Origin of the sequence: Mycobacterium sp. (assembly GCF_032161845.1) — a bacterium.
Classification (GTDB): domain Bacteria; phylum Actinomycetota; class Actinomycetes; order Mycobacteriales; family Mycobacteriaceae; genus Mycobacterium.
This window is the reverse complement of sequence record NZ_JAVRQA010000028.1, coordinates 1-25,845: the sequence shown is the minus strand read 5'-3', so window position 1 is coordinate 25,845 and position 25,845 is coordinate 1. Positions and strand designations below refer to the sequence as shown.

24 protein-coding genes are annotated in these 25,845 nt (G+C 67.4%); 12 read left to right on the top strand and 12 right to left on the bottom strand.

What is annotated here, in order from left to right:
• Positions 1-6: 6 nt before the first annotated feature.
• Both QOD90_RS01755 and QOD90_RS01750 read left to right on the top strand, forming a co-directional pair.
• The gene (locus QOD90_RS01755; protein WP_526346056.1) at positions 7-834 is read left to right on the top strand and encodes a uracil-DNA glycosylase; all 828 of its coding nucleotides are present in this window, start codon (positions 7-9) and stop codon (positions 832-834) included.
• Positions 835-900: 66 nt separating this feature from the next.
• Positions 901-1,953, top strand: coding sequence for an LLM class flavin-dependent oxidoreductase (locus QOD90_RS01750; RefSeq protein ID WP_526346054.1), 1,053 nt, complete (start codon positions 901-903; stop codon positions 1,951-1,953).
• On the opposite strand, the gene QOD90_RS01745 is transcribed toward QOD90_RS01750, so the two are convergent.
• Genes QOD90_RS01745 through QOD90_RS01735 form a run of 3 tightly spaced genes read right to left on the bottom strand, consistent with a single transcriptional unit; the run spans position 1,950 to position 3,352 of the window.
• Positions 1,950-2,396: a nitroreductase family deazaflavin-dependent oxidoreductase gene (locus tag QOD90_RS01745; RefSeq protein WP_526346052.1), complete on the bottom strand. Its 447-nt coding sequence runs from the start codon at positions 2,394-2,396 to the stop codon at positions 1,950-1,952. The genes QOD90_RS01750 and QOD90_RS01745 overlap by 4 nt on opposite strands.
• Before the next feature lie 41 nt (positions 2,397-2,437).
• Positions 2,438-2,863, bottom strand: a complete 426-nt coding sequence (locus QOD90_RS01740) for an HIT family protein (RefSeq protein WP_526346050.1) — start codon at positions 2,861-2,863, stop codon at positions 2,438-2,440.
• A gap of 21 nt (positions 2,864-2,884) precedes the next feature.
• The gene (locus QOD90_RS01735) at positions 2,885-3,352 is read right to left on the bottom strand and encodes a VOC family protein (protein WP_526346048.1); all 468 of its coding nucleotides are present in this window, start codon (positions 3,350-3,352) and stop codon (positions 2,885-2,887) included.
• A gap of 27 nt (positions 3,353-3,379) precedes the next feature.
• Here QOD90_RS01735 and QOD90_RS01730 point away from each other — a divergent pair, with 27 nt between their 5' ends.
• A complete protein-coding gene (locus QOD90_RS01730) occupies positions 3,380-4,210 on the top strand; it encodes a helix-turn-helix domain-containing protein (RefSeq protein ID WP_526346046.1) in 831 nt (276 codons plus the stop codon).
• Between the two features lie 60 nt (positions 4,211-4,270).
• Complete coding sequence (locus QOD90_RS01725; RefSeq protein ID WP_526346044.1) at positions 4,271-5,662, top strand: amidase; 1,392 nt, start codon at positions 4,271-4,273, stop codon at positions 5,660-5,662.
• A 4-nt stretch (positions 5,663-5,666) separates the two neighbouring features.
• On the opposite strand, the gene QOD90_RS01720 is transcribed toward QOD90_RS01725, so the two are convergent.
• From QOD90_RS01720 to QOD90_RS01710, 3 genes are all read right to left on the bottom strand, one after another.
• On the bottom strand, positions 5,667-6,584 hold the full coding sequence (locus QOD90_RS01720; protein WP_526346042.1) for a hypothetical protein: 918 nt from the start codon (positions 6,582-6,584) through the stop codon (positions 5,667-5,669).
• A 137-nt stretch (positions 6,585-6,721) separates the two neighbouring features.
• Complete coding sequence (locus QOD90_RS01715; RefSeq protein WP_526346040.1) at positions 6,722-7,204, bottom strand: DNA-deoxyinosine glycosylase; 483 nt, start codon at positions 7,202-7,204, stop codon at positions 6,722-6,724.
• 37 nt (positions 7,205-7,241) lie between these two features.
• Complete coding sequence (locus QOD90_RS01710) at positions 7,242-8,012, bottom strand: DUF899 family protein (RefSeq protein WP_526346038.1); 771 nt, start codon at positions 8,010-8,012, stop codon at positions 7,242-7,244.
• 89 nt (positions 8,013-8,101) lie between these two features.
• Between QOD90_RS01710 and QOD90_RS01705 the strand changes: the two genes are divergently transcribed.
• Positions 8,102-9,241 carry an adenylate/guanylate cyclase domain-containing protein gene (locus QOD90_RS01705; RefSeq protein ID WP_526346036.1) on the top strand — a complete coding sequence of 380 codons (1,140 nt, stop codon included), beginning with the start codon at positions 8,102-8,104 and terminating at the stop codon, positions 9,239-9,241.
• A 26-nt stretch (positions 9,242-9,267) separates the two neighbouring features.
• On the opposite strand, the gene QOD90_RS01700 is transcribed toward QOD90_RS01705, so the two are convergent.
• Positions 9,268-10,854 carry a class I adenylate-forming enzyme family protein gene (locus tag QOD90_RS01700; RefSeq protein ID WP_526346034.1) on the bottom strand — a complete coding sequence of 529 codons (1,587 nt, stop codon included), beginning with the start codon at positions 10,852-10,854 and terminating at the stop codon, positions 9,268-9,270.
• A gap of 37 nt (positions 10,855-10,891) precedes the next feature.
• Positions 10,892-11,791, bottom strand: a complete 900-nt coding sequence (locus QOD90_RS01695; RefSeq protein ID WP_526346032.1) for an AIM24 family protein — start codon at positions 11,789-11,791, stop codon at positions 10,892-10,894.
• Positions 11,792-11,912: 121 nt separating this feature from the next.
• Between QOD90_RS01695 and QOD90_RS01690 the strand changes: the two genes are divergently transcribed.
• A complete protein-coding gene (locus QOD90_RS01690; RefSeq protein ID WP_526346070.1) occupies positions 11,913-12,116 on the top strand; it encodes a hypothetical protein in 204 nt (67 codons plus the stop codon).
• A gap of 67 nt (positions 12,117-12,183) precedes the next feature.
• On the top strand, positions 12,184-12,738 hold the full coding sequence (gene abmR, locus QOD90_RS01685) for an ATP-binding transcription factor AbmR (RefSeq protein ID WP_526346030.1): 555 nt from the start codon (positions 12,184-12,186) through the stop codon (positions 12,736-12,738).
• On the opposite strand, the gene QOD90_RS01680 is transcribed toward abmR, so the two are convergent.
• The 3 genes from QOD90_RS01680 to QOD90_RS01670 form a co-directional block, all read right to left on the bottom strand.
• Entirely contained in the window at positions 12,735-14,903 is a 2,169-nt protein-coding gene (locus QOD90_RS01680; RefSeq protein ID WP_526346028.1) for a molybdopterin-containing oxidoreductase family protein, read from the bottom strand. The genes abmR and QOD90_RS01680 overlap by 4 nt on opposite strands.
• An 81-nt stretch (positions 14,904-14,984) precedes the next feature.
• Complete coding sequence (locus tag QOD90_RS01675; protein ID WP_526346026.1) at positions 14,985-16,892, bottom strand: ABC transporter ATP-binding protein; 1,908 nt, start codon at positions 16,890-16,892, stop codon at positions 14,985-14,987.
• Positions 16,889-18,655 (bottom strand): ABC transporter ATP-binding protein, encoded by a 1,767-nt coding sequence (locus tag QOD90_RS01670; RefSeq protein WP_526346024.1) that lies wholly within the window; start codon positions 18,653-18,655, stop codon positions 16,889-16,891. The genes QOD90_RS01675 and QOD90_RS01670 overlap by 4 nt, the downstream gene beginning before the upstream one ends.
• Before the next feature lie 127 nt (positions 18,656-18,782).
• Between QOD90_RS01670 and QOD90_RS01665 the strand changes: the two genes are divergently transcribed.
• Both QOD90_RS01665 and QOD90_RS01660 read left to right on the top strand, forming a co-directional pair.
• Positions 18,783-19,361, top strand: coding sequence for a DUF3558 family protein (locus tag QOD90_RS01665; RefSeq protein ID WP_526346022.1), 579 nt, complete (start codon positions 18,783-18,785; stop codon positions 19,359-19,361).
• A 62-nt stretch (positions 19,362-19,423) separates the two neighbouring features.
• Positions 19,424-19,921 (top strand): DUF3558 family protein, encoded by a 498-nt coding sequence (locus QOD90_RS01660; RefSeq protein ID WP_526346068.1) that lies wholly within the window; start codon positions 19,424-19,426, stop codon positions 19,919-19,921.
• Between the two features lie 46 nt (positions 19,922-19,967).
• Here the strand turns inward: QOD90_RS01660 and QOD90_RS01655 are convergent, their stop codons facing one another.
• The gene (locus QOD90_RS01655) at positions 19,968-20,474 is read right to left on the bottom strand and encodes a SixA phosphatase family protein (protein ID WP_526346020.1); all 507 of its coding nucleotides are present in this window, start codon (positions 20,472-20,474) and stop codon (positions 19,968-19,970) included.
• Positions 20,475-20,624: 150 nt separating this feature from the next.
• Here QOD90_RS01655 and QOD90_RS01650 point away from each other — a divergent pair, with 150 nt between their 5' ends.
• The 3 genes from QOD90_RS01650 to QOD90_RS01640 all read left to right on the top strand — a co-directional run.
• Positions 20,625-21,776, top strand: coding sequence for a metallophosphoesterase family protein (locus QOD90_RS01650; RefSeq protein ID WP_526346018.1), 1,152 nt, complete (start codon positions 20,625-20,627; stop codon positions 21,774-21,776).
• Positions 21,773-24,391 carry an AAA family ATPase gene (locus tag QOD90_RS01645; protein WP_526346016.1) on the top strand — a complete coding sequence of 873 codons (2,619 nt, stop codon included), beginning with the start codon at positions 21,773-21,775 and terminating at the stop codon, positions 24,389-24,391. Before QOD90_RS01650 ends, QOD90_RS01645 begins: the two co-directional genes overlap by 4 nt.
• 29 nt (positions 24,392-24,420) lie before the next feature.
• Positions 24,421-25,845, top strand: a 1,425-nt coding sequence (locus QOD90_RS01640) for a GMC family oxidoreductase (protein ID WP_526346014.1), incomplete at its 3' end; no start/stop codon positions are given.

Below are 25,845 nucleotides of genomic sequence, written 5' to 3'. Positions count from 1 at the left end.
GGAGGGGTGAGACTGGCGCATCCACGGACGGGCGAGCCCTTCGATTCGCCGGTGCCCGCCGGGAGCGGCTGGCCGGGGGATCCCGCACGGTCGGACACGGCGGTGGCCACCACCGCCGCGCGGGTGCGGACGATGGCCAAGCGCGCCCCTTCGATCGAGGATCTCGACGCCGAGGTCAGCGTGTGCCGCGCTTGCCCGCGACTGGTCGAGTGGCGCGAGAAGGTGGCCGTCGAGAAGCGCCGGTCCTACCTCGACGAGCCCTACTGGGGCCGACCGGTACCCGGCTTCGGGTCGGCCACGCCGCCAATCCTGATCGTGGGTCTGGCGCCCGCCGCGCACGGGGCAAATCGGACCGGTCGGGTGTTCACCGGTGACCGCAGCGGCGACTTCCTGTTCGCCGCGCTTCACCGCGCGGGCCTGGCGAGTTCGGCGCTGACCGTCGATGCCGCGGATGGCTTGACGCTCAACGACACTCGCGTGGTGGCGCCGGTCCGGTGTGCGCCACCGGACAACGCGCCGACGCCTGCGGAACGGGCGACCTGTGCGCCGTGGCTGGATGCCGAGTGGCGGCTGGTCGGCCCCGGTGTGCGGGCGATCGTCGCGCTCGGCGGGTTCGCCTGGAAGGTGGCGCTGGACATGGTGCGTGCCGGCGGCGGCACCATCGGTAGACCGTTGCCGAAGTTCGGCCACCTCGCGGTCGCGATGTTGGGGGACGTCTCGCTGATCGGCTGCTACCACCCGAGCCAGCAGAACACCTTCACCGGACGGCTCACCCCGGCGATGCTCGACGACGTCTTCGCCACCGCCAAAACCCTCGCGATTCGTGCGCGCTAACCGTCGCTCAGCGCACGAATCGTAGAGGTGGGGAACGTTCGGGGCGGCTCAGCGGTTGAATGCAACGTGCGACTTTCGGTACTCGACCTTCTCCCGGTCCGCAGCGACCAGACCACCTCGGACGCGCTCGCGGCGACGGTAAACCTCGCCAAGACCGCCGACGAGCTGGGCTATACGCGTTTCTGGGTGGCCGAACACCACAACATGCCCGCGGTGGCCGCGACCAGCCCGCCGGTGGTGATCGCCTACCTCGCCGCCCAGACCACGCAACTCCGACTGGGCTCCGGCGGCGTGATGCTGCCCAACCACGCCCCGCTCGCGGTTGCCGAGCAGTTCGCGCTTCTGGAAGCCGCGGCCCCCGGCCGCATCGACCTCGGCCTCGGACGCGCGCCGGGTTCGGACCCGGTCACGTCGATGGCCCTGCGCGGGGCCGCTGGTCGCGACGATTCGGACATCGAGAACTTTCCGCAATACCTGGACGACGTCGCCGCGCTGATGAGCACCACCGGCGTGAAGGTGTCGCTGCGCGGTCGAAGCCTGCTCGATCGGGACTACATCCTCAAGGCGACGCCCGCGGCGGCCAGCGAACCACGGCTTTGGCTGCTCGGCTCGTCGTTGTACTCAGCGCACCTCGCGGCCGCAAAGGGCCTGCCCTACGTTTTCGCCCATCACTTCTCGGGTCAGGGCACCGAGGAGGCGCTCGCGACCTACCGTTCGGAGTTCCGCCCGAGTGACCTCGCCGCCGAGCCAACCACGTTCATGACGGTCAACGCCTCCGTCGCGCCCACCCGCGACGAGGCCATGGATCTGATGCTGCCCAACCTGCACATGATGGCGTTCCTGCGCACGGGTCAGCCCTTGCGCGCCCTGGACCTGATCGAGGATGCAAGGCTCGTCGAGCTCAGTCACCAGCAGCAGGCAGTCGTCGCCTCTGGTCTGGAACGGGCCATCGTCGGCTCACCGACCGAGGCAGCCGACCAGGTTCGCGCGCTCGCCGAGCACTTCGGCGTCGACGAAGTGATGGTCAACCCAGTTGGGTCGGCCTTCAGGGGCGTCGACCCCCGAACCGCCCCTGCCCGCGATCAGACGCTGCAACTCCTGGCCAGCGAGTTGTTCTAAGGCGTCAGCGCGATGATCGGAATCGGTCGCGTCGTGCGCTTCTGATACCCGTCGTAGCGGTTGGAGTTGTTGTCGTTCACCAGTTTCCAGAGCCGCGAATAGTCCGGGTCGTCGGCGCCGATGATCCTCGCGGTGGCGGGCATCCGCTTGGGTCCGACGTTGATCTCGACCTTCGGGTTGGCCTTCAGGTTGAAGTACCAACCTGGCGCCTTGGGGTCACCGCCCTTGGACGCGACGACGTGGTACGACCCGCCGTCCTTCGCGTAGCTCAGCGAGTTGGTGCGGGCGGTGCCCGTCTTCGCCCCCACGGTGTGCAGCAGCAGGATGGGCGCCTGGCCGGGCATCTTGTGCCCGATCCGGCCGTTGGTCTTCCGATAGATCGCATCGTGCACTTTCAGCAGCGGCAGACCGAGGTACCGCTCCCACACGGGCATGTTGCTCATGAACGCCAGTCTGTCACCCGCGGCCCGCGGGCGGCCACCAGCTATGCGCCGAGGTCGGCCAATGCGTCGCGCAGGATGCGCGCCGTCGTGTCGCGGTCGGGGTCGCGACGCACGATGAGGCCCTTGGCGAACGACAGCTTGTCGCCGGATTTGCGTGGCGCTACGTGCAGGTGGATGTGAAAGACGCTCTGGAAGGCGGCCTTTCCGTCATTGACGACGACGTTGTTGCCGTCGGCGTGCAACTCCGAGGCGCGAGCGGCCTTGGCGATCCGCTGGCCGATGCGCATCAAGCCGGCCACCGTGTCCGGCGGCGTATCGGTCAGGTCGACGGTGTGCACCTTCGGGATGACGAGCACGTGGCCACGGACGATCGGCCTGATGTCGAGGATGGCGAGGTAGTCGTCGTCCTCGTGGATGCGGATGGCCGGCGCGTCACCGGCGACGATGGCACAGAACACGCATGACATGAGCCAACCGTAGTAGCCCGCTCACACGTTCTGGCCGGCCCACTCGGCGAGTCGCCGCTCACGCTCGTCGGCGTCGACGTCCTCGACCCGCGTCATCACCGCCCAGCGCTGCCCGAACGGGTCGACGATCGAGGCGAACCGGTCCCCGGTGACGAACGTCTGCGCTGGCTCTCTGATGGTGGCGCCCGCCTCTTGCGCACGGATTGCGACGGCGTCGACGTCGGAGCAGTACAGCACCATCGAGTGGGTGACGGAGTCCTTGGGCTCGACCGCCTCGAGCTGGTAATCGGCGTTGGGGTCGGACAATTGGAGCCGGCCATTCCCGAAGTCGAGCTCGGCGTGTGCGATCGATCCGTCGGACGCCGCCATCTGCTCGACCAACGTCGCGCCGAATACCGCGATATAGAAGTCGATGGCCTTCGCGGCGCCGTCGACGACCAGGAATGGGGTCAGGCTGGTGTAGCCCTGCGGAATTGAGTTCGCGGTCATGTCGTCCAGTTTCGTAGGGTTGATGGAATGGACGCTTGGAAAAACGCGTCACCCGCGCAACCGGAGCTCGGCGTGGTGGGCCGCGCCCACACGGCATCGGTGTTTCACATCGACCGTTGGCCGCCATCCGAAGCCGCCGCACACTGGATCGAACACTTCTGGTCGGTCGACTGGGATCTGACGGGACGAGCACCGTTCGAGAGTGCCGTCATCACCTTTCCGGTGATGCACGTGACTCACGAGTGGGGCACCGATCTTGCCCGCCATGGCCATCCGCTGCCCAACACGCTGATCCACGGTGTCGTCGAGAAGGTCTTCACCACAACACTCTCGAACCGGGGGTCAGTGGTCGGCGCGCGCTTCCGGCCGGGTGCATTCGCCGCCCGCTTCGGTCGAGACGCTGGATCACTCACTGGAACCACCGTGCCCATCGGCGACGAATTGTTCGGTGCCCCATTGATTCTCGACGACGACATCACTGCTGCGGGGAACCAACTCGATGATGCCGTCGCCGATCACGACGCCGAGCCCGACCCCGCCTACGTCGCGTTGACGGCGCTGCTCGACCGCATCCGTGACGACGATCGGCTCCATCGCGTCGAGCAGGTCATGAACGTCTCGCCGTGGAGCGCGCGGACCACGCAGCGGGTGTTCCGTCGCTACGTCGGCGTTCCGGTGAAGTGGGTGCTGTGTCGCTATCGGCTTCAGCACGCAGCGCTGGAGATCGAGACGGATTCATCGGTCGACTTCGCCGACCTCGCCGTGCGGCTTGGCTGGTACGACCAGGCGCACTTCATCAACGACTTCCGCACCATGCTGGGATGTACCCCCGGCGAATACGCCGCGAGGCACGGCTAGCGCTTGCGCGAAGAGCAGGATGCGGCGATGAGCGCTTGCGCGAAGAGCAGAATGCACTGTGTGGACCCTCGCGATCTTGCCTTCACCGGTGCCGCCGAGCAGGCGCGTCTGCTCGCCGCAGGCACCATCACCGCGCCAGCCTTGCTCGACGTCTACCTCGACAGAATCGGTCGACTCGACCCTGAATTGCGTTCGTACCGGGTGGTTCTCGTTGACTCCGCACGCAGGGAGGCCGCTGCCGCGCAGGACCGGATCGACGCGGGGGAGCGGTCACCGCTACTCGGCGTCCCGGTCGCGATCAAGGACGACACCGACGTCGAAGGCGAGGTCACCACCTACGGCAGCAGCGCCAACGGCCCGGCCCGCACCAACGACTCCGAGATGGTGCGGCGGCTGCGCGAGGCAGGTGCCGTCATCATCGGCAAGACCTCGGTACCGGAACTGATGATCTGGCCATTCACCGAGACCCTGACGTTCGGCGCCACCCGCAATCCGTGGCACACCGACTTCGCGCCCGGTGGCAGCAGCGGTGGCAGCGGAGCGGCGATGGCCGCCGGCCTGGCCGCGCTGGCCTCTGGGTCCGACGGCATGGGCTCGATCCGGATTCCGGCGACGTGGGGCGGTCTGTTCGGGATCAAGCCACAGCGCGACCGGGTCTCGCTCGCTCCGCACGACGGCGCGTGGTGCGGGTTGAGCGTCAACGGCCCGATCGCCAGGACCGTCGAGGACGCCGCGCTGTTCCTCGACGTCACCTCTGCACTGCCGGGACCAGATGAGGGTTTCGTGGCGGCGGCGAAGCGGGCACCGGGACGACTGCGGATCGCGTTGACCACCAAGATTCCGCCGCCGCTGACCGCGAGGGTCGGAAGGGCGCAGCGGGCCGCGGTCGACGAGGCGGGCGCGCTCCTGCGCGAACTAGGGCACGTGGTGATCGAGCGTGACCCCGACTATCCGCCGAGTGCCGTTTACGCCCAAGCGCTTCCGCGTTATTTCCGAGGCGTCCATGACGATGCGAAGGCGCTGCCGCGGCCTGAGCGACTCGATCGGCGCACTCGCGTGTTCGCGAGGATCGGCGGGCTGGTGTCGGAACGGCGATTGGCGTCGATGCGTGCCGCCGAGGCCGACGTCACGGCCCGCGTCACGACGATCTTCGACGACGTGGACGTGGTCATCACGCCGGGTACTGCCACCGGACCGTCACGCGTCGGCGCCTATCAACGCCGCGGCGCGATCTCAACGCTCGCCTTGGTCGCCGCGCGGGTGCCGTTCCAAGCCATCTTCAACGTGACGGGCCAACCCGCCGCGGTGGTGCCGTGGGGTCTCGACGGACACGGCATTCCGACGTCGATTCAGTTGGTGGGCAGGCCCTTCGACGAGGCGACACTGCTGTCACTTGCTGCGCAGATCGAGTCGGCGCGACCGTGGGCGCAGCGCCGACCGCCGATGAGCTAGTGGCTCAGTTCCTCGTCATGGCGGGCTGGGTCGGCAACACGTGCACGGCGTCGCCGCCCGTCTCGGCCCCATCGTCGAACAGGGCGAGGACGTCATCGGGCACAGGCGAAAGATCCGCCGCCGAGACGAAGTCGCGGATCGACGAGCCGGTGCTGCGCCCATCGACGTTGCGGGCGCCAAGTCCGGCCCGGATGTCGCCGACGTCGACCGTCCTGAAGTCGATCGAGAACCGGGTTCGGCCGCTGTTGTTCGGAACGCATGCGTGCAGGTGGTGGCCGGAGAATTGCAGCATGCCGCCGACGGGGGTGACGAAGACGCTGGCCGAGAACGGATTCACCGTCTCGGTCGGGCCGGGCAGGGGCTGCGATTCGGCAGGGTGCCTGGCGTGCCACTGGTAGTAGTCGAAGTCGGCAGAGTCGTTGGCGATCGCCTGGTTGAAGTACTCGGTGTGAAATGCCATCGCGTTGTCGTCGGTGACGTCGTACACCGGCATCCAGTGGTTGAGCTGCGCCAGCGGAGCCGACGACCACGTGTCACGATGCGGATGCCAGTTGTGGGCGATCCCCGCCGCGAGGTAGTCATCACTGGTGGACGTGCGGAGCCGGGGCACGTCGAAGTAGGTCGTCTTGGGATCGCAGCCGCGATCGAGGAGCAGTTGCTGGACGAAGCGCGTCGACTCGGGATGGTGAAGGAACCGGGGCTTGAGCACGTTCATGATCGCCGCGTGGTCGGCGGCGGGAAGGTCGAACTGGGCCAATTCGGGGTCGCGCCCGCCGAAGGCTTCGCCTATCAACTCTCTAGCAAACATCGCGAAGGCGGTGGAGGTGCGTGAGGGGGACGTGATGTTGATCGCGCCACCGTACATCTGGGCGCGCGGAATCAAGCCGCTAACTGGCTGGTCAACATGGATAGCGACGGTCATGGCCCGATGCCCCCGATCCGTGGCGGGAAGTTAGCTGAGAGTTATGCGTGATGGCAAACTTCAGCGTAGTCGCCCAGTCGGGGTGCTGCAGACATTTGTGGCACGTGTGGCGTTGAGTGAGCAGTGGGAATCGGCCGCTAACCGACCTCGCGCCACCTGATCAGCTTGTCGGCGAACGACATCGGCAACGCCCCGCTGCTCGACGGCAACCGCACGGTGGGCAGCTCGGTTTCGACGTGCCGCTCGAACAGTTCGAGTGCCGTCAGCCCGTTGACGAAGATCCGCCGGATGCCCTGGTGCCGACTCAACAGCGCCCGGAAGTCGTTGACCACCAGCGTGTTTCGGTCGATCTTGGCGTCCATGCTGCCCGCTCTGCGGCAACTGTGTATGACGTCCCACAGGGCAACGCCGTGGCTGGTCACCGCGTCGATCCGCAGCGGATACGGCAGGTCGGCGTCAAAGCCGAATACCGCTGCCAGCAGCGGCCAGAACTGGTTGCGCCGGTTCGCGTAGTACTCGCCTGCGACGAGCGACCGCTCGCTGGGAAACGAGCCGAGGAGCAGCACGCGCGCGCCGTCGTCGATGACGGGTGGCAGGCCTTCTCGCATCGGTTCGGTCATCGATGCGAATACTCCCAGAGAATGCGGACGAATCAGATCATTGCTGGTCGCCGCGCCGCCCGAGTGTGGTCACCGGGGTCGCGCCGGGGCGGGTCCACTGGGGCACCGGTCGGCTGGTGGGCCCCCAGGTGGCGTTGCCGTTCGCGTCTGCACACCAGGACCAGCAAGAGTGCTGGCCCTCTGGCCAACCGTCGGGGTTGTCCTCCCACGCCTCGCCGCGGCCGTAGGGCGTCATATCCAGCAGGCCCATGGATGCGTTGACCGCTTCATTGCCGCGAGCGGTCGTCGAGTAGGTGAGGAACGTGCGGTCGCCGTCGCGCAGGTACGAGGTGATCGAACCCATGTGGTCGCCGATCGGGGCGTCCGCGTCGCGCACCGAGTACCAGGGTTCCGTGTACCCCATGAACTCGACGTAGGGCGCCACCTCGTCCCAGACGCCCTCGGTCAGGACGGCGTAGGAGACGCCGCGGGCGTTGAGGTAGACGGCGTCCTTCACATGCCAGGCCGTGGTGGTGCAACCCCCGCACTGCCCTTGATGCGGTGCGCCGTCATGCCACATGTGCTTGTAGACGACGAGTTCGTCGCGGCCGTCGAACAGGTCGAGAAACGGGACGGGGCCGTTGCTCCCGACGACCTGGACGGTGCCGTCGAACTCGACCATCGGCAGCCGACGGCGGGCCGCCGCGATGGCGTCACCTTCGCGGGTGTGGCCCTTCTCGCGGACCAGAAGCGCGTCGCGGGCGGCCTGCCACTCCGCCATCTCGACGATGGGTGGGCGGCCGGTCTTGCCGTTGGGCGTGGTCGTCATGGTGTTCTCCTCAATGCGAACGGTCACCGGTACAGACGCGCAAATCGACCGGAACTCATCGTCGTCGGACCGTCGGTTACGTTGACCCGGTGGCAGAAGAGTCGGACACATCAGAAGACCCCGAAGTATCCGACCTACTCGACGGCCTGACGGGCAAGGCGCGCGCCGAACGGGCCGACCTCATCGAGTGGCTGTTTTCGAGGGGTTTCACTAGAGAGCAGATCGGCGAGTCGTTCGCGCCGATGCTCCTGGCTACGCGCCGTGCCATGGGGGACGACGGGACCCTGGTATCGGCACGTCAGATCAGCGAGCACACGGGCCTGGATCTCGAACTACTGGAACGCATGATGCGTGCGGTCGGGCTGCCCAGGGTGGACGATCCCGATGCCGTGGTCTTCCCGAAGTCCGTTGGGGAGGCCTTCGGCAGTGCACAGAAGTTCCTCGACCTGGGGATCACCCCGGATCAGGTCGTGCTCGTCCTCCAGGTGCTGGCCGAAGGGCTGACGCGGGCTGCTGACGTGATGCGCTACACCGCTTTGGCTGCCGTGCTGAAACCCGGTGCCACGGAACTGGACACGGCCAAGGCGTCCGAGGCGCTGGTCGAGCAGGTCGCACCGATGCTTGGCCCGATGATCGAAGACACGCTGCGGCTGCAGTTGATGCGCGTCATGGAGACCGAGGCGGTGACCAGCACCGAACGGGCCGACGGAATACCTCTGCCCGGCGCGCGCCTCGTCACGATCGCGTTCGCCGATCTCGTCGGGTTCACCCGGCTCGGCGAGATCGTCCCGCCCGAGGATCTCGAGAAACTGGCGCACCGGCTGGCCGACCTGGCGCGCGAGGTCGCGGTGCCCCCGGTGCGCTACGTCAAGAGCATCGGCGACGAGGTGATGTTGGTCAGCAGCGATCCCGCCGCAATGCTCGATGCCGTCCTGGATCTGTTGGACGCCACCGAGGTCGACGAGGACTTCCCCCGATTGAGGGTGGGCCTCGCGACCGGCATGGCCGTCAGCCGGGCGGGCGATTGGTTCGGCAACTCGGTCAATCTGGCCAGCCGCGTCACCGGAGCGGCCCGGCCTGGCGCCATCCTGGTCGCGGAGTCCACTCACGATGCGATCGGCGACGTCGATCGGGTCAACTGGTCGTTCGCGGGTGCCCGACGCCTCAAGAACATCAAGGACGAGGTCAAGCTGTTCCGGGCCCGCCGGGCGGATCCCGCCGAGAGCTGAATCCCTCAGTCGACGGGCTGAGTCCCTCAGTCGACGGGCGACGCCACGAACGAGGTCGCCAGCGACTTCTTGTCGACCTTCTCGCCGGCCAGGGTCGGCAGCGCCTCGGCGCGGATCTCCCAACGCGTCGGAATCGCGAAGTACGACAGCACGCCCGCGAGGTGGCCCGCGAGCTCCTCCGCGGTCGGCGGTTCGGCGCCGGCCTGGTGCACCACTACCGCCACCAGTTCTTCGCCGAGGTCGGGATGCGGGATGCCGAGTGCAGCCACCTCGACGACGGCGGGATGGCTGGCGATCGCAGCTTCGACGTGCGGGCAGGCGATGTTTTCGCCCCCGCGGATGACGACGTCCTTGCTGCGGCCGTCGATGAACAGATAGCCGTCCTCGGTGAGATGGCCGAGGTCGCCAGAATGCAGCCAGCCGTCGGCGTCGACGGTCTCGGCGTTGATGGTGGGGTCGACGCCGACGTAGCCGTTCATCACCGTCGGGGAGCGGGCCAGCACCTCGCCGATGCCGTCTGCGTCGGGATCGGCGATCCGGATTTCGACGACGGGGTACGGCCGGCCCACGGTTCCTGGCGCGACGGCAAGGTCGCGGGCATCGGCGACGGTGAGGAACCCGCCTGCCTCGGTCATGCCCCACGTGTTGCTCAGTCCGCGCTCGCGCAGCTTCGGCAACCTCGTCCGGATCCGGTCGAGCAGGGCGGTGGTGACAGGTGCTCCGCCCAACGGCCACGACTTCAGGCTCGACAAGTCGAACGACTCGAAGTCGGGGTGTTCGAGAATGCGAATTGCCATGGTGGGCACGGCGCCCCACACCTGGATGCGCTCCCCTTCGATGAGGGCGAGGATCTGCCCCGCGTCGAAGCGGCCCTCCGTCATCACGATCTTGCCGCCGGTCAGGAAGTGGGTGAGCAGGCTCGAGAGCCCGCCGACGTGGAACATCGGCGTGGTCGCCAGGCTGACGACCTGCACGGAGGCGGTGTCCAGCAGATGCGGCAGCCGACCCGTGCGCTGCATGATGTCGTGCTGGTTGTAGATCACCGAACGACGGGACAGCTCAACCGCTTTCGGCATCCCCGAGCTGCCGGAGGTGAACAGCATCAGCGCGGCGGCATCCTCGTCGGTGACGACGGCGGGGGAGTCCCCCTCATCGATGGCATCGAACGCCGCGCGCAGGTCGCCGAGTGGACTGCACGGCGTCGCGACCGTCAGCGCGGTGTCGGTGAGGATGTGCCGGGGCGCGAGAAGGTCGACGGCGTGGTCGATCTCGGCACGGCTCCACCACCGGTTGGCCAGCACGGGGACCGCTCCCGACAGCCACAGCGCCCACAGTGCCACCACCCATTCGGGGCTGTTGTAGCCGAGGACCATCACCCGGTCGCCGGGTCGGATGCCCACGGCCCAGAGGTGCGTGCGCGCGGCGTGGACGGCCGCGCGAAAGCCGGCGAAGGTGACGCGGCGTTCGCCGTGCACGAGGAACGTCCTGTCGGTCCACACCGAGGTCCCCGCCAGCAGGTCGTCGAACGTGCTCGGACCGCGGTCGTAGACGAGGCCGTCATGGCCGCCGTAGGCGCCCTCGCGTACCTCGGTTCCCCAGACTTGTCGTGGCACGTGCGTCACTGCTGTCTGTTCTTCGCGCAAGCGCTCATCACTGCGTCGGGATCTGGATGCCCTCCGACGGCTGCACGATGACGAAGCCCTGGCCGTAGAACGAGACCTGGAGTGCCTCACCGGAACCCCGGCCGATCAGCGCGCCCGCCTTGAAGCTCGTCTTCAACTGGGTCTGCAGATTCGCCGACCACGCGACGACGGCATTGGTGTCGGCGAACGTCGGGGCCTCTGCGGCGTTGAGCACCACTGGAGGGCCGTCGGTCGTCAGCGCCACCCAACCGGTGCCCCGCAGGGTCGTGTTGAACAGCCCGCCCGTCGCGATGCTGCCGCCCTTCACCCGCTCGATGTTCCAGTCCAGGTTGGCGGAGAACGCGAGCACGTTCTTGCCGCTGATCGACAGGCCCGAGTTGGTGAGGTTCAGCAGGTGCACGTCGTGAGCTAGTTCGGCGAGGAACACGTCGCCCTGACCCTGGCAGCGCATCAGCGGCACGCCCTCACCAGTCAGTGCCTTCTTGATGAACTTTCCAGCGCCGCCGCCCTCGAAGTGGAAGTCCACGTTGCCCTGGTAAGCCACCATCGAGCCCTGGCGTGCCATGAAGGGCTCGCCAAGCCGCACGCGAAGCAGCTTCGCGTTCTGGTTGGCGATCGGCTTGGATTCCTTCTCGCTGAACCGGCCGTCGACCAGATCGCCGCTGATGCCGGCGAAACCGTCGCCCGCGGGTTGGCCATGTACGGAAGCCTGCGGTGCCCCGCCCTGGTGAGGGTCGGGTGCGGCGGGTCCCGGGTCGGCCGCCGGTGCTGGCGCTGCACCCAACGGCACCCTGCCGAGCTGGCCCTGATGGGACACCTGGTCGGACCAACCCTGGCCGTCCCACCAGCGGTACTCGTACCTGCCCTCGGGATCGGGCTGCCAGCTTCCAGGTCCGGGTCCAGTCACCGTTGCGCTCCTCAGATCGATTGTGGCGGTTCCGCCATGTCTGACCCGACCCTATGGCAACGAGGTGAAGTCAATGGTCGCCCCGCCCTCGGCGGTCTTGAATGCCTGGCATGCTTGGCAGATGTCCAAGGAGATCGACCCGGCGCGCGCTCGTAGCGCCCTCGAGGTCGTCAAGCAACATCCCGGAATGGTTCTGTTCCTGGCCTCGCCGGGGATCGTGGCGCTCGGCGCGGTGTGGTGGTTCGCGGGCGCCGGATGGGCTGCACTGCTTCTGGTCGCGCTGGTGGTTGGCGGCGGCTTGGCCGTAGTGCGCAAGCTGCGCTGACGGCCCGGATCGTTCGCTCTCGGAGGATTTCGCCCCATTACCGCTGTAACAACGTAATCATGTAATCATGAAACAACATCACCGCGGCCGCTCCGGCGGCTGGCATCAGTCACAGCAGCCCGACGCGAGCGACGCCCCGGACTGGATTTCCGGACGGCTACCCCAGGGCTGGTTCTCGGGCGATCCGACGGTCGTCGTCGACCGTGAGGAGATCACCGTCATCGGCCACCTTCCCGAACCGGACGGCCAGGAGAGCGATGCCCGCGCGTCGGGCCGCGCCGCGCGCTTCCGCGAGGAGACCCGATCGGAGAGGATGCGCATCGCCGACGAGGCCGAGCACCGCTACGGCCGCAAGGTCGCGTGGGGCATAGAAATAGGCACGGGGGAGGCCTCCGAGCGAATCCTGTTCACGCACATCGCCGTACCGGTGATGACGCGGCTCAAGCAGCCCGAGCGTCAGGTACTCGACACCCTCGTCGACGCCGGCGTGGCACGGTCCCGTTCCGACGCGCTGGTGTGGTCGGTCCGACTCGTCGGTGAGCACACCGACGAATGGCTCGGCAAGCTACGCGACGCGATGTCGAAGGTCGACGACGTGCGCGCCGAGGGCCCCGACCTCTAAACGCTGAGCTCGATGCCGACGAATGCCGAACTGAGCGCCGACGTCTGCGACAGCGGGTCGATGTCGTCGCCGACCAGCAGGTTGCGGTTGACGCCGAACGACTGCGGCTCGGCGCCGCCGCGCGGATCGAAGATCCTCGAACCCCAGCCGTGGTCGACCACTAGGTAGCCGCGGCGCAGTCGCCCCGACAGTTCGGCCTGTAGCTCGATCTCGCCGGCGGGGGAGAAGACCCGCACCCGGTCGCCGTCGGTGACGCCGAGGTCGGCCGCGTCGTCGGGATGGATCAGCACCTCGTTGCCCTTGCCTGCGGGGTGTAGCCCGGGCAGTTCGTTGAGCCAAGAGTTCATCGAGTGTCGACGCCGCCGGTTGCCGAGGGTGAACGGATAGCCCTCTGGCGCAACGGGTGCCGGCGTGGCCAGCAGTTCGCGGGCCCTGGCGATGAACTCCGGCGGTGCGGCATGGACCAACTTGTCGTCGGTGCGCAGCGCAGCCTTGAAGTGCCCGAACTCACGCGGACCGAGCACGATCCCGTGGGGGTGGGCGATCAACTCCCGCCAGGTCAGCCGGTGTCCGTTGAACTTTCGCGACATCCGCACGAAGAGGTGGTCGAGCCAATGCGGGCCGAACGCGAGGGCGGGCCGACGGGTCAGCGCCGCCACCCGCCGGGTGGCCTTGACGAAACCGTTGAGCCCCTTGACGCCGAACAGTGGCCTGCGCATGGCGATCGCGAGGTCGACGAAGAGCTGCCATTCCTCCCTGGCGTCGGCAGGCGGCTCGACGACCTTCGCGCCGTACTGGACGTACGGCTCGTCGTGCATGTTGCTGGTGAACGCCAAGAGATCGTTGCGTTCCAGCCAATGCGCGGCGGGCAACAGCCAGTGGGCGTGCCGGTGACTCTCACGCTGAACCAGGTCCACCACCACCAGGAGTTCCAGCCGTGCAAGGGCGTCGTCGAGCTTGGCGCCGTTGGGGCCCGACACCACCGGATTGCCGCAGTTGATGAGCATCGCCCGGATCTGTCCGGGGCCAGGGGTGGTGATCTCGTCGGGCAGCTCTGCCAGCGCGTGTGCCCCGGCGACCATCTCCCGGCCGGCCACGCGACTGAGGTGGGGTTTGGTCTTGGCGAGCTCGGCCAGCCGCAGCGCGTCGAAGTAGCCCGGCTCGAAGCGGCGCCCACCGGGGCGGTCCATCCGACCGGTGATGACGTTCAGCACGTGACCGAGCCATTCGCCGACGGTGCCCGCCGCGTGCAGCGAGATCCCGGTGCGCGTAACCACCATGGCACCCCTGGCGGCGGCGAAATCGCGAGCAACGCCCTCGATCCGGGTGCGGTCGATGCCGCACCGGGCGGCCAGCTCGTCGAGGTCCGCGTCGGCGACCAGACGGCGAAGCTCCGGCACGCCGGTCGCCAAATCGGCGCAGTCCTCGCGATGCTCGAGCCCCTCGTCGAGGATCACCTTCACAAAAGCCAGCAGCAGTGCCCAGTCCTGTCCCGGCCGCAGTGCAAGATGGGCGTCGGCCTTCTCCGCCGATTCCGTTCGAAGCGGATCGACCACGACGATCGTGGCGCCGTTGGCTTGGCGAGCCAACGCCCGACGCCATCCTCCTGGCACCGTCTCCAACCAATTCCAGGCGCTCACAGCGGGATTGGTGCCGACGAGCAGGAAGTAGTCGCAGTCGTCGACGTCGGAGACCGGCACCATCAACGCGGAGCCGTACATCGCCTCCGCGACGACGTGCAGCGCATTCTGGTCGACCGAGCCGACGGCGTAGCGGCTGCGCGTGCCGACGGCCTCCATCCAGGCGTTCATGAACATCACGTTCGACGACGAGTGCCCGGACGGGTTGCCATAGTACGCGCCGATCGCATCCGGCCCGTCGGCTTCGATCAGCGCGTTCATCCGGTCTGCGATGTCGCGGATCGCCTCATCCCAGGTGGCCTCGACGTACTCGTCACCGACCCGGCGCATCGGCGCCACGATCCGGCGCGGGTGCTCGACGAGCTGGTTGGCCGTGCGGCCCTTCGCGCAGAAGTCGTGCCAGCTGTGCGGGTTCTGCTTGTCCGCGGAGATCTTCGCAATCCTGTTGCCCTCGACCGTGATCTCCAGCCCGCAGGAGGCCATGCAGTAACGGCAGAACGTGTGGACGGTCCGCGGGCTACTCATAGCGTCATCCTGCCCGAGGATCCGTCATCGACATAGCGCTGACAGTCAGATATCGGCTGGAGTCGAACTGTCAGCGCTATCTCAACGCGAAATCTGTGTCATCGACCAGTACTCGCCGTGGCGGGCGATCAATTCGTCGTGGTTGCCGCGTTCGACGATCCGGCCCGACTCCATCACCAGGATCAGGTCGGCGTCGCGGATCGTCGAAAGCCGGTGCGCGACGATGAAACTCGTCCGATCGCGGCGTAGTTCGGCGGTGGCCTGCTGGATCAGCAACTCGGTTCTGGTGTCGACCGAACTGGTGGCCTCGTCGAGGATCAGCAGGCTCGGCTGGGCGAGAATCGCTCTGGCGATGGTGATCAGCTGTTTCTCGCCCGCACTGATGTTCCCACCGTCGTCGGTGATCCACGTCTGGTAGCCCTTTGGCAGGGTCGCGACGAACCGATCGACGTGTGCGGCCCTGGCGGCGTCGATGACCTGCTCCTCGTCGGCGTCGGGACGGCCGTAGGCGATGTTGTCGTAGATGGTGCCACCGAACAGCCAGGTGTCCTGCAACACCATGCCGATGCTCGACCGCAACGCATGCCTGCTCATCGAGGTGATGTCGATGCCGTCGATCGTGATGCGGCCGGAGTCCACCTCGTAGAACCGCATCAGCAGGTTCACCAGCGTGGTCTTGCCTACGCCCGTCGGACCAACGATCGCCACGGTGCTGCCCGGCTCGGCGACCAGGGACAGGTCCTCGATGATCGGAGTGCCCGGCCGATACTCGAAGTCGACGTGCTCGAACTCCACCCGCCCAGGTCCGCGTCGCTCGGCGGTCGATGCCGGCGGATCGGGCGTCTGTTCCTCTGTGTCGAGGAAGTCGAAAACTCTTTCTGCACTGGCGATTCCGGACTGCAGCGTGTTGTACATCGACGCAACTTGCGTCAGGGGCTGGTTGAACTGACGGACGTACTGAATGAAGGCCTGGATGTGGCCTAGCGTGATCTGGCCCGTTGCCACCTGCAGCCCGCCGACCACCGCGACCGCGACGTAGCTCAGGTTTCCGACGAACGTCGTCGCGGGTGACACCAGCCCGGACAGGAACTGGGCGCCGAAGCCGGCCCGATACAGGTCGCCGTTGAGCTCGCGAAACTTCTCCTCCGCCAGCGCCCGGTGGCCGAACGTCTTGACGATGGTGAACCCGCTGTAGGTCTCCTCGACGTGCGCGTTCAGCCGCCCGGTGTTGCGCCACTGCGCGATGAACTGATCCCTGCTCCGACGCGCGATCGTGCGGGTGGACCACAGCGACAACGGCACCGTCAGCACCGTGATCAGGGCCAGTAGCGGTGAGATCGTCAACATCATCACCACCACCGCGACGACGGTGAGGATCGAGGTCAGCAGCTGGCTGATCGTCAACGACAGCGAGGACTGGATGTTGTCGACGTCATTGGTCACGCGGCTGAGCACCTCGCCGCGCTGCCGCGAGTCGAAGTACGAAAGGGGCAACCGGTGCACCTTGTCTTCGACGTCGGAACGCAGGGCCACCATGGTCCGCTGAATGATCACGTTCAGCAGTCGCGCCTGGACCCAGAGCATCAGGGCGGCAATCAGATACAGGCCGAGTGCGAGCAACAGCGTTCGGCCGACCGCGGCGAAGTCGACGCCTTGGCCGGGGATCACGTTCATGCCGGACAGCAGGTCGGCGAACGTGCCGTCGCCGCGCGCCCTGGCGGCCTCGATCGCCTGCTCCTTGGTGATGCCCGCGGGCAACTGCCTGCCGATGACACCGCTGAACAGCAGGTCGGTGGCGTGCCCGAGGATCAGCGGGCCGACGACCCCGATCGCAATGCCCACGATGCCGAGTAGCAGCACGATGGCCGTCGGTAGACGTTGCGGGGTAAGCCATTTCAGTAGCCGAAGCGCGGTTCCCTTGAAGTCCTTCGACCGTTCCGTCTGCACGTCGAGGCCGGCGTTGAGCTTCCTGCCGATCGGGTTGCTCATCGTTGAGGTCCCGCCGGGTTGGATGTCGCAGCCGGGGCGGCGCCAGTCACGGCTTGGGAGTCCGCGAACTCGGCGTACACCGGGCAGTCGGCGAGCAGCGTTTCGTGCGTGCCGGTGCCGACCACCGCACCGTCGTCGATGACGACGATCTGGTCGGCGTCGATCACCGTCGAGATGCGTTGCGAGACGATGATCACCGTCGCCGCGGCCGATGCCTCGCCGAGCGCGGCGCGGACCCGCGCATCGGTGTGCACGTCAAGGGCGGAGAACGCGTCGTCGAACAGGTATATCGCCGGTTGCCGGATCACGGCGCGGGCGATTGCGAGACGCTGCCGCTGACCGCCGGAGAAGTTGATGCCGCCCTGCGCAACGCGCATCTGCAACCCGTCGGCGTGTGCCGAGACGAAGGAATCCGCCGACGCGATGCGCAGCGCCGTCCACATCTCGTCGTCCGTAGCGTCGGCCTTGCCGAAGCGCAGATTCTCGGCGACCGTCCCGGAGAACAGATATCCGCGCTGCGGAACGAGTCCGATCGTCGACCACAACGCCTCGACGTCGTAGTCCCTCACGTCGACGCCGTCGACGGCCACCGAGCCGTCGGTGACGTCGAACAGTCGGCAGACAAGGGAGACGAGCGTCGACTTGCCCGAACCCGTCGACCCGACCACTGCCGTGGTGGTGCCCGGCCGGGCGACGAAGGAAATCCCTTGGAGCACGGGGCGATCGGCGCCCGGATAGCTGAAAGTCGCATCGACGACGTCGAGCCGGCCCGCCACGGCATCCGGCCGCTTGGGTACCGCTGGACTGGTGATCGCCGGCGTCGTGGCGAGCACTTCGGAGATGCGCTCGGCGCATACCGACGCGCGAGGCAGCATCACCAGCAGGAGCGTCACCATCAGGACGGCCATCAGGATCTGCATGAAGTAGGAGAGGAACGCGATGAGGGAACCGACCTGCATCTCTCCCGAATCGATGCGCATGCCACCGAACCAGATCAACGCGACGCTTGACACGTTTATCACCAGGGTGGTGGCAGGCAGCATCAACGCCTGCAGTCGGCCGACCGTCATCGCGGTGTCCGCCAACGCCTCATTGGCGTCGCGAAACCTCTTCCGTTCGAACGGTTCCCTGGCAAAGGCGCGGATGACGCGGATGCCGGAGAGTTGCTCGCGCATCACCCGGTTGATGCCGTCGATCAGTCGCTGCATGGTGCGGAAGATCGGCAGCAGCTTCGAAACGACCCAGTAGTTGGACAACCCGAGCAGGGGCACGCTGACCATCAGCAGCCACGACAATCCTGCGTTCTGATGGATCGCCATCACGATGCCGCCGATGCACATGATCGGGGCGGCGATGAGCATGGTGCACGTCATCTGCAGCAGCACCTGGATCTGCTGGACGTCGTTGGTGGTGCGGGTGAGAAGAGTCGGTGCGCCGAACCGGGCGGTCTCCTCGGCGGACAGCCCCGTCACGTGGTGGAACATCACCGAGCGCAGGTCGCGACCGAAGCCCATGCCCACGCGTGAGCCGAAGTAGACGGCGCCGACGGCACACAGCACCTGCAGCGCGGTGACCCCGAGCATCATCGCGCCGAGCTCGGTGATCCGGCCGGTGTCCCCCTTGGCCACTCCGTCGTCGATGATGGCGGCGTTGATGGTCGGCAGGTACAGCGACGCCAGTGTGCTGACCATCTGAAACGCGGCGACGACGGCGACCGCCCCGCGGTACGGGCCGGCATACCGTCGCAGCAGGCGCATGAGCACTCCGCAACTGTCGCACACCACGTCGCGCCGCATCCTGTTCGCCCGTGGCTGCGAATATCCCGAGGAAACTCCTGGTCAATCGGCATGTCGGTGCTCGTGCCCAGAGCCTGCCGCTACAGTTGCGGGCGTGACGGGACGAGGTGGCCACCGCGTGCGTGGACGCAATGCGAAGGCGCTGGCCGTGCTGGCCGCCGCGGTGATTCCACTGTTTGCGGCCTGCTCCAGCAGCTCAGATCAGCCGACCGGCCCTGGCGGTTCGTCGACCCCCGCGCCCGCGGGAGCCTCGAAGCACGGACCCATGTTTCCCGAGTGCGGCGGGATCACCGATCAAACGGTCGCCCAGCTGACGAAGATCAACGGCCTGGTCAACACCGCCAAGACCTCGGTGGGTTGCCAATGGCTCCTCGGTGGCGGGATCCTTGGGCCGCACTTCTCCTTCAATTGGTACCGGGGCAGCCCAATCGGTCGTGAGCGCAAGACCGAGGAACTGTCGCGCACCAGCGTGGAGGACATCAACATCGAAGGTCATGACGGGTTCATTGCCTTGAACACCGATGCGCAACTCGGCACCGCCCTGTGCGAGATCGGCATTCAGTTCGACGACGACTTCATCGAGTGGTCGGTCAACTTCACGGAGAAGCCGTTCCCCGACGCGTGCGACGTCGCCAAGGAACTCACCCGTCAATCGATCGTGAACTCGAAATGAGCACCGGGAGCCGTTCGCGCCGGGTGCTGGCGGGCCTGTTCGCGGTCCTGGCCACGGTGACGATGCTGGTCGGATGCTCACGTGACGTGTCAGGGCAGGCCGTCAAGTCGGGTGCCGGCGGCAACACGCCCCGCAACGACAACTCGGCGAAGACCTATCCCAATCTGCTCAAGGAATGCGACGTCCTGACCACGGACGTGCTCGCCAAGACGGTGGGCGCCGACCCGCTGGACATCCAGAGCACCTTCGTCGGCGCGCTGTGCCGCTGGCAGGCGCTCAACCCGGCCGGGCTCATCGACATCACCCGGTTCTGGTTCGAGCAGGGCAGCCTTGACAACGAGAAGAGCGTCGCGAGCTTCCTGAAGTATCAGGTCGACAGCCGCTCCATCGCGGGCGTGCAGTCGATCGTCATGAAGCCCAACGACGCCAGCGGCGCGTGCGGGGTGGCGAGCGACGCGGCGGGCGTGGTCGGCTGGTGGGTCAACCCGCAGGCGCCGGGAATCGATGCCTGCGCGATGGCGATCAAGCTGATGGAGCTGACGCTCAACACGAACAGCTAATTGGCGCAGCCAACTACCGCCGACGAGCGCTTGCGCGAGGAGCAAACTACCGAGGCACGTGGAAGGCGACCAGGTTCGCCGAGTGCAACTCGAGGCGATCCCAGGTCTGTGACGTCGTGAGCACGGCGATCGACGACGTCGGGAACTTCGTCGCGATGCGGTCGACCGCCGCCGGGTCGCTGCCGTCTCCGTCGCCCAGTCCGAGCGCCAACATGGACATCGTGGGTTCGTGCCCGACCACCAGCAGCGTCCGAACGTCGTCGGCGACACCGTTGATCAGGCGGAGCACGGTGCCGGGTGCGCTGTCGTAGAGGTCGTCTTCGAAGCGCACGTCCGCCTCGATGCCCGACCGCGCCAGCGTCTGGCGGGTGCGGGTGGCCGTCGAGCACAGCACCGCGTCGACGGTTGCGACGTTCGCCCTGATCCAGTCGCCTGCCAGGCCCGCCTCCCTGATACCGCGTGGTGCGAGCGGCCGGTCGTGGTCGACCACGCCGTCGGGATAGTCGGACTTGGCGTGCCGAAGCAGCAGCAGGGTGCGGTCGGTTGCGCTCATCGACACCACGGTAACGGGTGGGCGCCGGGCATCCGCGAATTGTCGCTCGCGAACCTGCCGACCGAGGTCCACGGACTTGTCGGGGCGCGGCTCTACACTCGCCATGCCCGTCAAAACGACGGTCCACGAGACGAGAGCTGAGGGGTCCGGATGCGCTTCCTGCACACCGCCGACTGGCAGCTCGGAATGACTCGCCATTTTCTGAACGGTGAGGCGCAGCCGCGGTATTCGGCCGCGCGCCGGGATGCGGTCGCTGGCCTGGGTGCCGTCGCAGCCGAGGTGGGCGCGGAGTTCGTCGTCGTCGCGGGCGACGTCTTCGAGCACAATCAGCTCGCGCCCCGCGACGTCAGCCAGTCGCTGGAGGCCATGCGCGCCATCGGCGTGCCGGTGTATCTGCTGCCCGGCAACCACGATCCGCTCGACGCGTCCGCGGTCTACACCAGTGCCCTGTTCGCCGCGGAACGGCCGGACAACGTCGTCGTGCTCGACCGGGCCGGTGTGGTCGAGGTGCGGCCGGGGCTCGAGATCGTCGCGGCGCCTTGGCGTTCCAAGAAGCCGACCACCGATCTTCTCGGTCAGGTGCTCGAAGGGCTGGCCGCTGACGACGTGACCCGCATCGTCGTCGGTCATGGCGGGATGGACCTGTTCGAACCCGACCACGACAAGCCGTCCCTGATCCGCCTCGCCACCGTCGAGGCGGCGCTCGCTCGCGGCGCCGTGCACTATGTCGCGCTGGGTGACAAGCACTCTCGTACCAAGGTCGGTTCCACGGGACGCATCTGGTACTCGGGTTCGCAGGAGGTCACCAACTACGATCACATCGAGCCGGACCCCGGGCATGTCCTGGTGGTCGACGTGGACGAGCAGGACCCCGCGCGCGCGGTGAGCGTCGAGGGCCGTCGGGTCGGGCGGTGGAAGTTCGTCACGTTGCGCCGATCGGTCGACAACACGAGGGACGTCGTCGATCTCGACATCAACCTGGACCAGTTGCCCGACAAGGAACGCACGGTCGTGCAGATCGCGTTGACGGGCACGCTGACCGTGACCGACAAGGCGGCGCTCGACGCGTGCCTGGACAAGTACGCCCGGTTGTTCGCCGCCCTCGGCACCTGGGACAAGGAGACCGACGTCGCCGTCGTGCCCGCCGACGGCGAATTCGACGATCTGGGCATCGGTGGCTTCGCGGCCGCTGCCGTGGACGAACTGGTGGCCACCGCGCGGGCCGACAGCGATCAGGCCGACGACGCCAGAGGGGCGCTGGCCCTGCTGCTGCGTCTCACCGAGCGGGGGAACGTCGCGTGAAGTTGCACCGCCTCGTCCTGAGCAACTACCGCGGAATCGCCCACCGCGACATCGAATTTCCCGAGCGCGGCGTGGTCGTGGTGTCTGGCGCCAACGAGATCGGCAAGTCGTCGATGATCGAAGCGCTCGATCTCTTGCTCGAGGCCAAGGACCGCTCGACCAAGAAGGAGGTCAAGCAGGTCAAGCCCACCCACGTCGACGAGGGCGCCGAGATCACGGCCGTCATCTCCACGGGCCCTTACCGATTCGAGTACTACAAGCGCTTCCACAAGAAGCCGGAAACCCGACTCACGGTATTGGCCCCACTGCGTGAGCAGCTCACCGGCGACGAGGCACATGAGCGCGTGCAGGCGATCCTCGCCGAGACCGTCGACACCGAATTGTGGCAGGCGCAGCGGGTCTTGCAGTCGGCATCGACTGCCTCGGTTGACCTTTCGGGTTGCGATGCGCTGGCTCGCGCGCTCGACGTGGCAGCCGGGCAGAGCGACACGCTGTCGGGGTCCGAACCGTTGCTCATCGACCGGATCGACGCGGAGTTCCGCCAGTACTTCACGGCGACGGGCCGGGCGACGGGGCAGTGGGCAACGGCCGTCGCTCGCTTGCGCGAGGCCGAGCAGCAGGTCGAACGGTGCCAGTCCGCAGTCGAGGAGGTCGACGAGGCGGTGCTCCGGCACGCCGAACTCGCCGCCGAACTGGCCCGGCTGACCTCCGAGCGCGTAACGGCCGGCAAACGACTCGAGGCCGCCAAGAGCGCAGCAGCAGCCATCAAGCAACTCGACGATCGTCTCGCCCAGGCACGTGCACTGGCCGAGCCCGCCGAGATGGCGCAGGCCGCGTCCGATGCCGCTCTCGGTGAACGGCGCAGACTTCGGGCCGAACTCGGCGAGCGAACCGCCGCCATCACGAGTCTCGAATCGGCCGTGGAGGCTTCCGCGGTGGAAGAGGCGGCCGCAAACGAAGCCGCCGTCGCCGCCACGGCCGCCGAACAGGCGGCAAATGCCGCTGTCGAGGAAAGCCAGCAGCGCGTCGACGCCGCGCGCCGGACGGTCGAGCGGATCGCCCTTCGCGATGAGGCGACGAGGTTAGTGGCCAAGCTGGTGAAGATCGACGCCGTGCAGCGGGAGCTGGTGGGCGTCAGCGCCGAGTTGGCCGCGATCACCCTTTCCGATGACGTGATGCGCGACGTCGAGATGGCCGCACTGGCCACCGAGCGAGCCGCGTTCCAGGCCGAGTTGGCCTCGGCGCGCGTGGAACTCGACGCCGTGGTCGGGGTTCAGGTCATGGTCGGTGGTGAACCGGTGGAGCTGTCGCCTGGCGTCGGCTGGTCGCAGAACGTGACGACGTCGACCGAGGTCGAGCTGCCGGGCGTGCTGTCGGTGCGGGTGGTGCCGGGTGCGCCCGCCGCCGATTCCCAGGGAAGGCTCGACAGGGCCCGCGAGATGCTGGCCGCCCTGTTGGACGAGGCCGGCGTCACCGACGTGGCGGCGGCGCGGGTGGTCGACGCCAGGAGGCGAGAGCTGTCGGCAGCCGTGGATCGGCTCCGGGCCACCCGTGATGCGCTCATCGGCGACGACGCCGTCGACGAGATGCGGGCCCGTCAAGCCGAACTGAGTGATGCGCTGGTGTCAGACGCTGACGGTGACCCTCGGGTCGAGGTCGCGCGCGCCGAGCTCGACGCGGCGACCGAAGCCCATCGGCTGGCACGCGTCGACCAAGAGTCGTGCCGCGAAGCTGCGACGACCACCACGTCGCTGGCGATGCAGGTCGCCGGTGCCGGGTCGGTCCTGCGGTCGAAGCTGGCCACCGCCCGTGACGAGGTCGCAGGCGCAGCGGAACGCCTTGCCCGACAACGTGAATCGCAGTCCGACGACCAACTGGTGATTCAAGCCGAGGCCGACGCTGAGCGGGCCCGTGCGGTAGTGGCTCGAGCGCTGCTCATCGACGCCGAACTTGCAGCGGCCGGTCCTGCGGCGGTCGCGGCCGAGCTGGCGGCCGCGACAGCTCGGTCCGCCGCGCTCGGCACCCGCCACGACGAGGTCGGCGGTGACCTCCGCGAAGTGATGGCGCAGTTGGGCGTGTACGGGTCCGAGGGTCGCCAGGGCCGGCTGGATGCGGCGCAGACCGAGTGCGAGCACGCGACGGCGCAGCACGGCCGGATGCAGCGCAGAGCGGGAGCGGCGCAGCTGTTGCAGTCGGTGATGACACGCCACCGCGACCAGTCGCGACTGCGCTACGTCGAGCCGTTCCGGACCGAGGTCGAACGGTTGGGCCGCATCGTGTTCGGCGCAGATTTCCAGGTCGAGATCGACGGCGAGCTCCGCATCGTCAGCCGCACGCTCGATGGGCGCACCGTGCCGTTCGAGTCACTGTCGGGCGGCGCCAAGGAGCAGCTCGGCATCGTGGCCCGGCTGGCCGGCGCGGCGCTGGTCGCCAAGGAGGACGGCGTTCCGGTCGTCATCGACGACGCGCTTGGCTTCAGCGATCCCGACCGGCTGGCCAAGATGGGTGAGGTGTTCGACGCAGTCGGGGGTGATGGTCAGGTCATCGTCCTGACGTGCAGCCCCGAGCGGTACGCCGGAATCGTCGATGCCCAACACCTTGAATTGAGCACCTAGCGCCGCCGACCTGAATAGGCTGGCGCTTCGTGAACACCGACTACGTCGTCGTGGGGACCGGCTCGGCTGGATCGGTGCTCGCCAATCGCCTCAGTGAGACCCCCGACGTCCAGGTGCTGGTGCTGGAAGCCGGTCCGCGCGACAAGGACAAGTTCGTCCACATCCCGGCGGCCTTCGCGAATCTGTTCAAGTCCGACCTGGACTGGGACTACGCCACCGAACCGCAGAAACAACTCGACGGCCGCGAGATCTACTGGCCGCGCGGAAAGATGCTCGGCGGCTCGTCGTCGATGAACGCCATGATGTGGGTGCGCGGATTCGCCGCCGACTACGACGAGTGGGGTGACGCCGCAGGGGAGGCGTGGAGCTACGGAGCCGTCGAGAAGTACTTCGCCCGCATCGAGAGCGGGCCGCTGGTGATCTCTCCGCAGCGCAGTCCCAGAAGTGCGACGGCACGGTGGCTGTCGGCGATCGAGGAGTGTGGCTATCACACCGAGGCTCCGAATCAGGCGGCGCCTGAAGGATTTTGCGAAACCCGCGTCACGCAGCGCAGGGGAGCCAGGTGGAGCACCGCGGACGCGTACCTCAGGCCGGCGCTGCGCAGACCCAATCTGCGGGTGATCACGAACGCGACGGTGACCCGCGTGGTCGTCGAGGACGGCCGCGCCGTTGGCGTCGAATACCAGCACGAGGGTCGGACGCTCGTCGCGAAGGCCCGCCGTGAGGTGGTGCTGTGCGGCGGGGCGATCAACTCGCCGCAGTTGTTGATGTTGTCGGGCATTGGCGACCGCGAGCATCTCGCCGATCACGGGATCGACGCGGTGCGGCACGTGCCCGAGGTCGGGCAGAACCTGATGGATCACCTGTGCGTCCCCGTCGGCTTCGACGTGGCAGCGGACACGTTGTTCGCTGCCGAGAAGCCGCGGGAACTCGTCAACTATCTGGTGCGGCGGCGCGGCATGCTGACCTCCAACGTAGGTGAGGCCTACGGGTTCGTCCGCAGCCGCGCCGACCTCACCCTCCCCGACCTGGAGCTGATCTTCGCGCCGGGACCGTTCTTCGACGAGGGCATCGGCGATCCGCACCCGCGACATGCGGTCGTGATGGGGCCCATCCTGCTCAAACCCCGCAGCACGGGCGCGATCACGCTGCGATCGGCCGACCCTCTCGCCAAGCCGATCGTCGATCCCCGCTACCTCACCGACGGTGAAGGGATGGATCGTGCTGCCCTGATGGAGGGCCTGCGCATCACGGCGCGCATCGCAAATTCGCCATCGCTGCAGGGACTTCTGCACGGAGTCGTGCGGCCCGCCGGTGCGAAGGAACTCGACGGCGCCACCCTCGAACGGGCTCTCGAGACGGTGTCGCAGACGCTCTATCACCCCGTCGGCACGTGCCGGATGGGCAGCGACGAGGGCAGCGTCGTCGACCCAGCGCTGCGGGTGCGTGGGGTC

Bases quoted from the DNA above. Each gene is read 5' to 3' on its own strand.
- QOD90_RS01745 (WP_526346052.1), bottom strand. From the start codon at position 2,396: ATGAGCAACATGCCCGTGTGGGAGCGGTACCTCGGTCTGCCGCTGCTG.
- QOD90_RS01740 (WP_526346050.1), bottom strand. From the start codon at position 2,863: ATGTCATGCGTGTTCTGTGCCATCGTCGCCGGTGACGCGCCGGCCATC.
- QOD90_RS01735 (WP_526346048.1), bottom strand. From the start codon at position 3,352: ATGACCGCGAACTCAATTCCGCAGGGCTACACCAGCCTGACCCCATTC.
- QOD90_RS01730 (WP_526346046.1), top strand. From the start codon at position 3,380: ATGGACGCTTGGAAAAACGCGTCACCCGCGCAACCGGAGCTCGGCGTG.
- QOD90_RS01720 (WP_526346042.1), bottom strand. From the start codon at position 6,584: ATGACCGTCGCTATCCATGTTGACCAGCCAGTTAGCGGCTTGATTCCG.
- QOD90_RS01715 (WP_526346040.1), bottom strand. From the start codon at position 7,204: ATGACCGAACCGATGCGAGAAGGCCTGCCACCCGTCATCGACGACGGC.
- QOD90_RS01710 (WP_526346038.1), bottom strand. From the start codon at position 8,012: ATGACGACCACGCCCAACGGCAAGACCGGCCGCCCACCCATCGTCGAG.
- QOD90_RS01690 (WP_526346070.1), top strand. From the start codon at position 11,913: ATGTCCAAGGAGATCGACCCGGCGCGCGCTCGTAGCGCCCTCGAGGTC.
- abmR (WP_526346030.1), top strand. From the start codon at position 12,184: ATGAAACAACATCACCGCGGCCGCTCCGGCGGCTGGCATCAGTCACAG.
- QOD90_RS01680 (WP_526346028.1), bottom strand. From the start codon at position 14,903: ATGAGTAGCCCGCGGACCGTCCACACGTTCTGCCGTTACTGCATGGCC.
- QOD90_RS01675 (WP_526346026.1), bottom strand. From the start codon at position 16,892: ATGAGCAACCCGATCGGCAGGAAGCTCAACGCCGGCCTCGACGTGCAG.
- QOD90_RS01660 (WP_526346068.1), top strand. From the start codon at position 19,424: ATGCTGGTCGGATGCTCACGTGACGTGTCAGGGCAGGCCGTCAAGTCG.
- QOD90_RS01655 (WP_526346020.1), bottom strand. From the start codon at position 20,474: ATGAGCGCAACCGACCGCACCCTGCTGCTGCTTCGGCACGCCAAGTCC.
- QOD90_RS01650 (WP_526346018.1), top strand. From the start codon at position 20,625: ATGCGCTTCCTGCACACCGCCGACTGGCAGCTCGGAATGACTCGCCAT.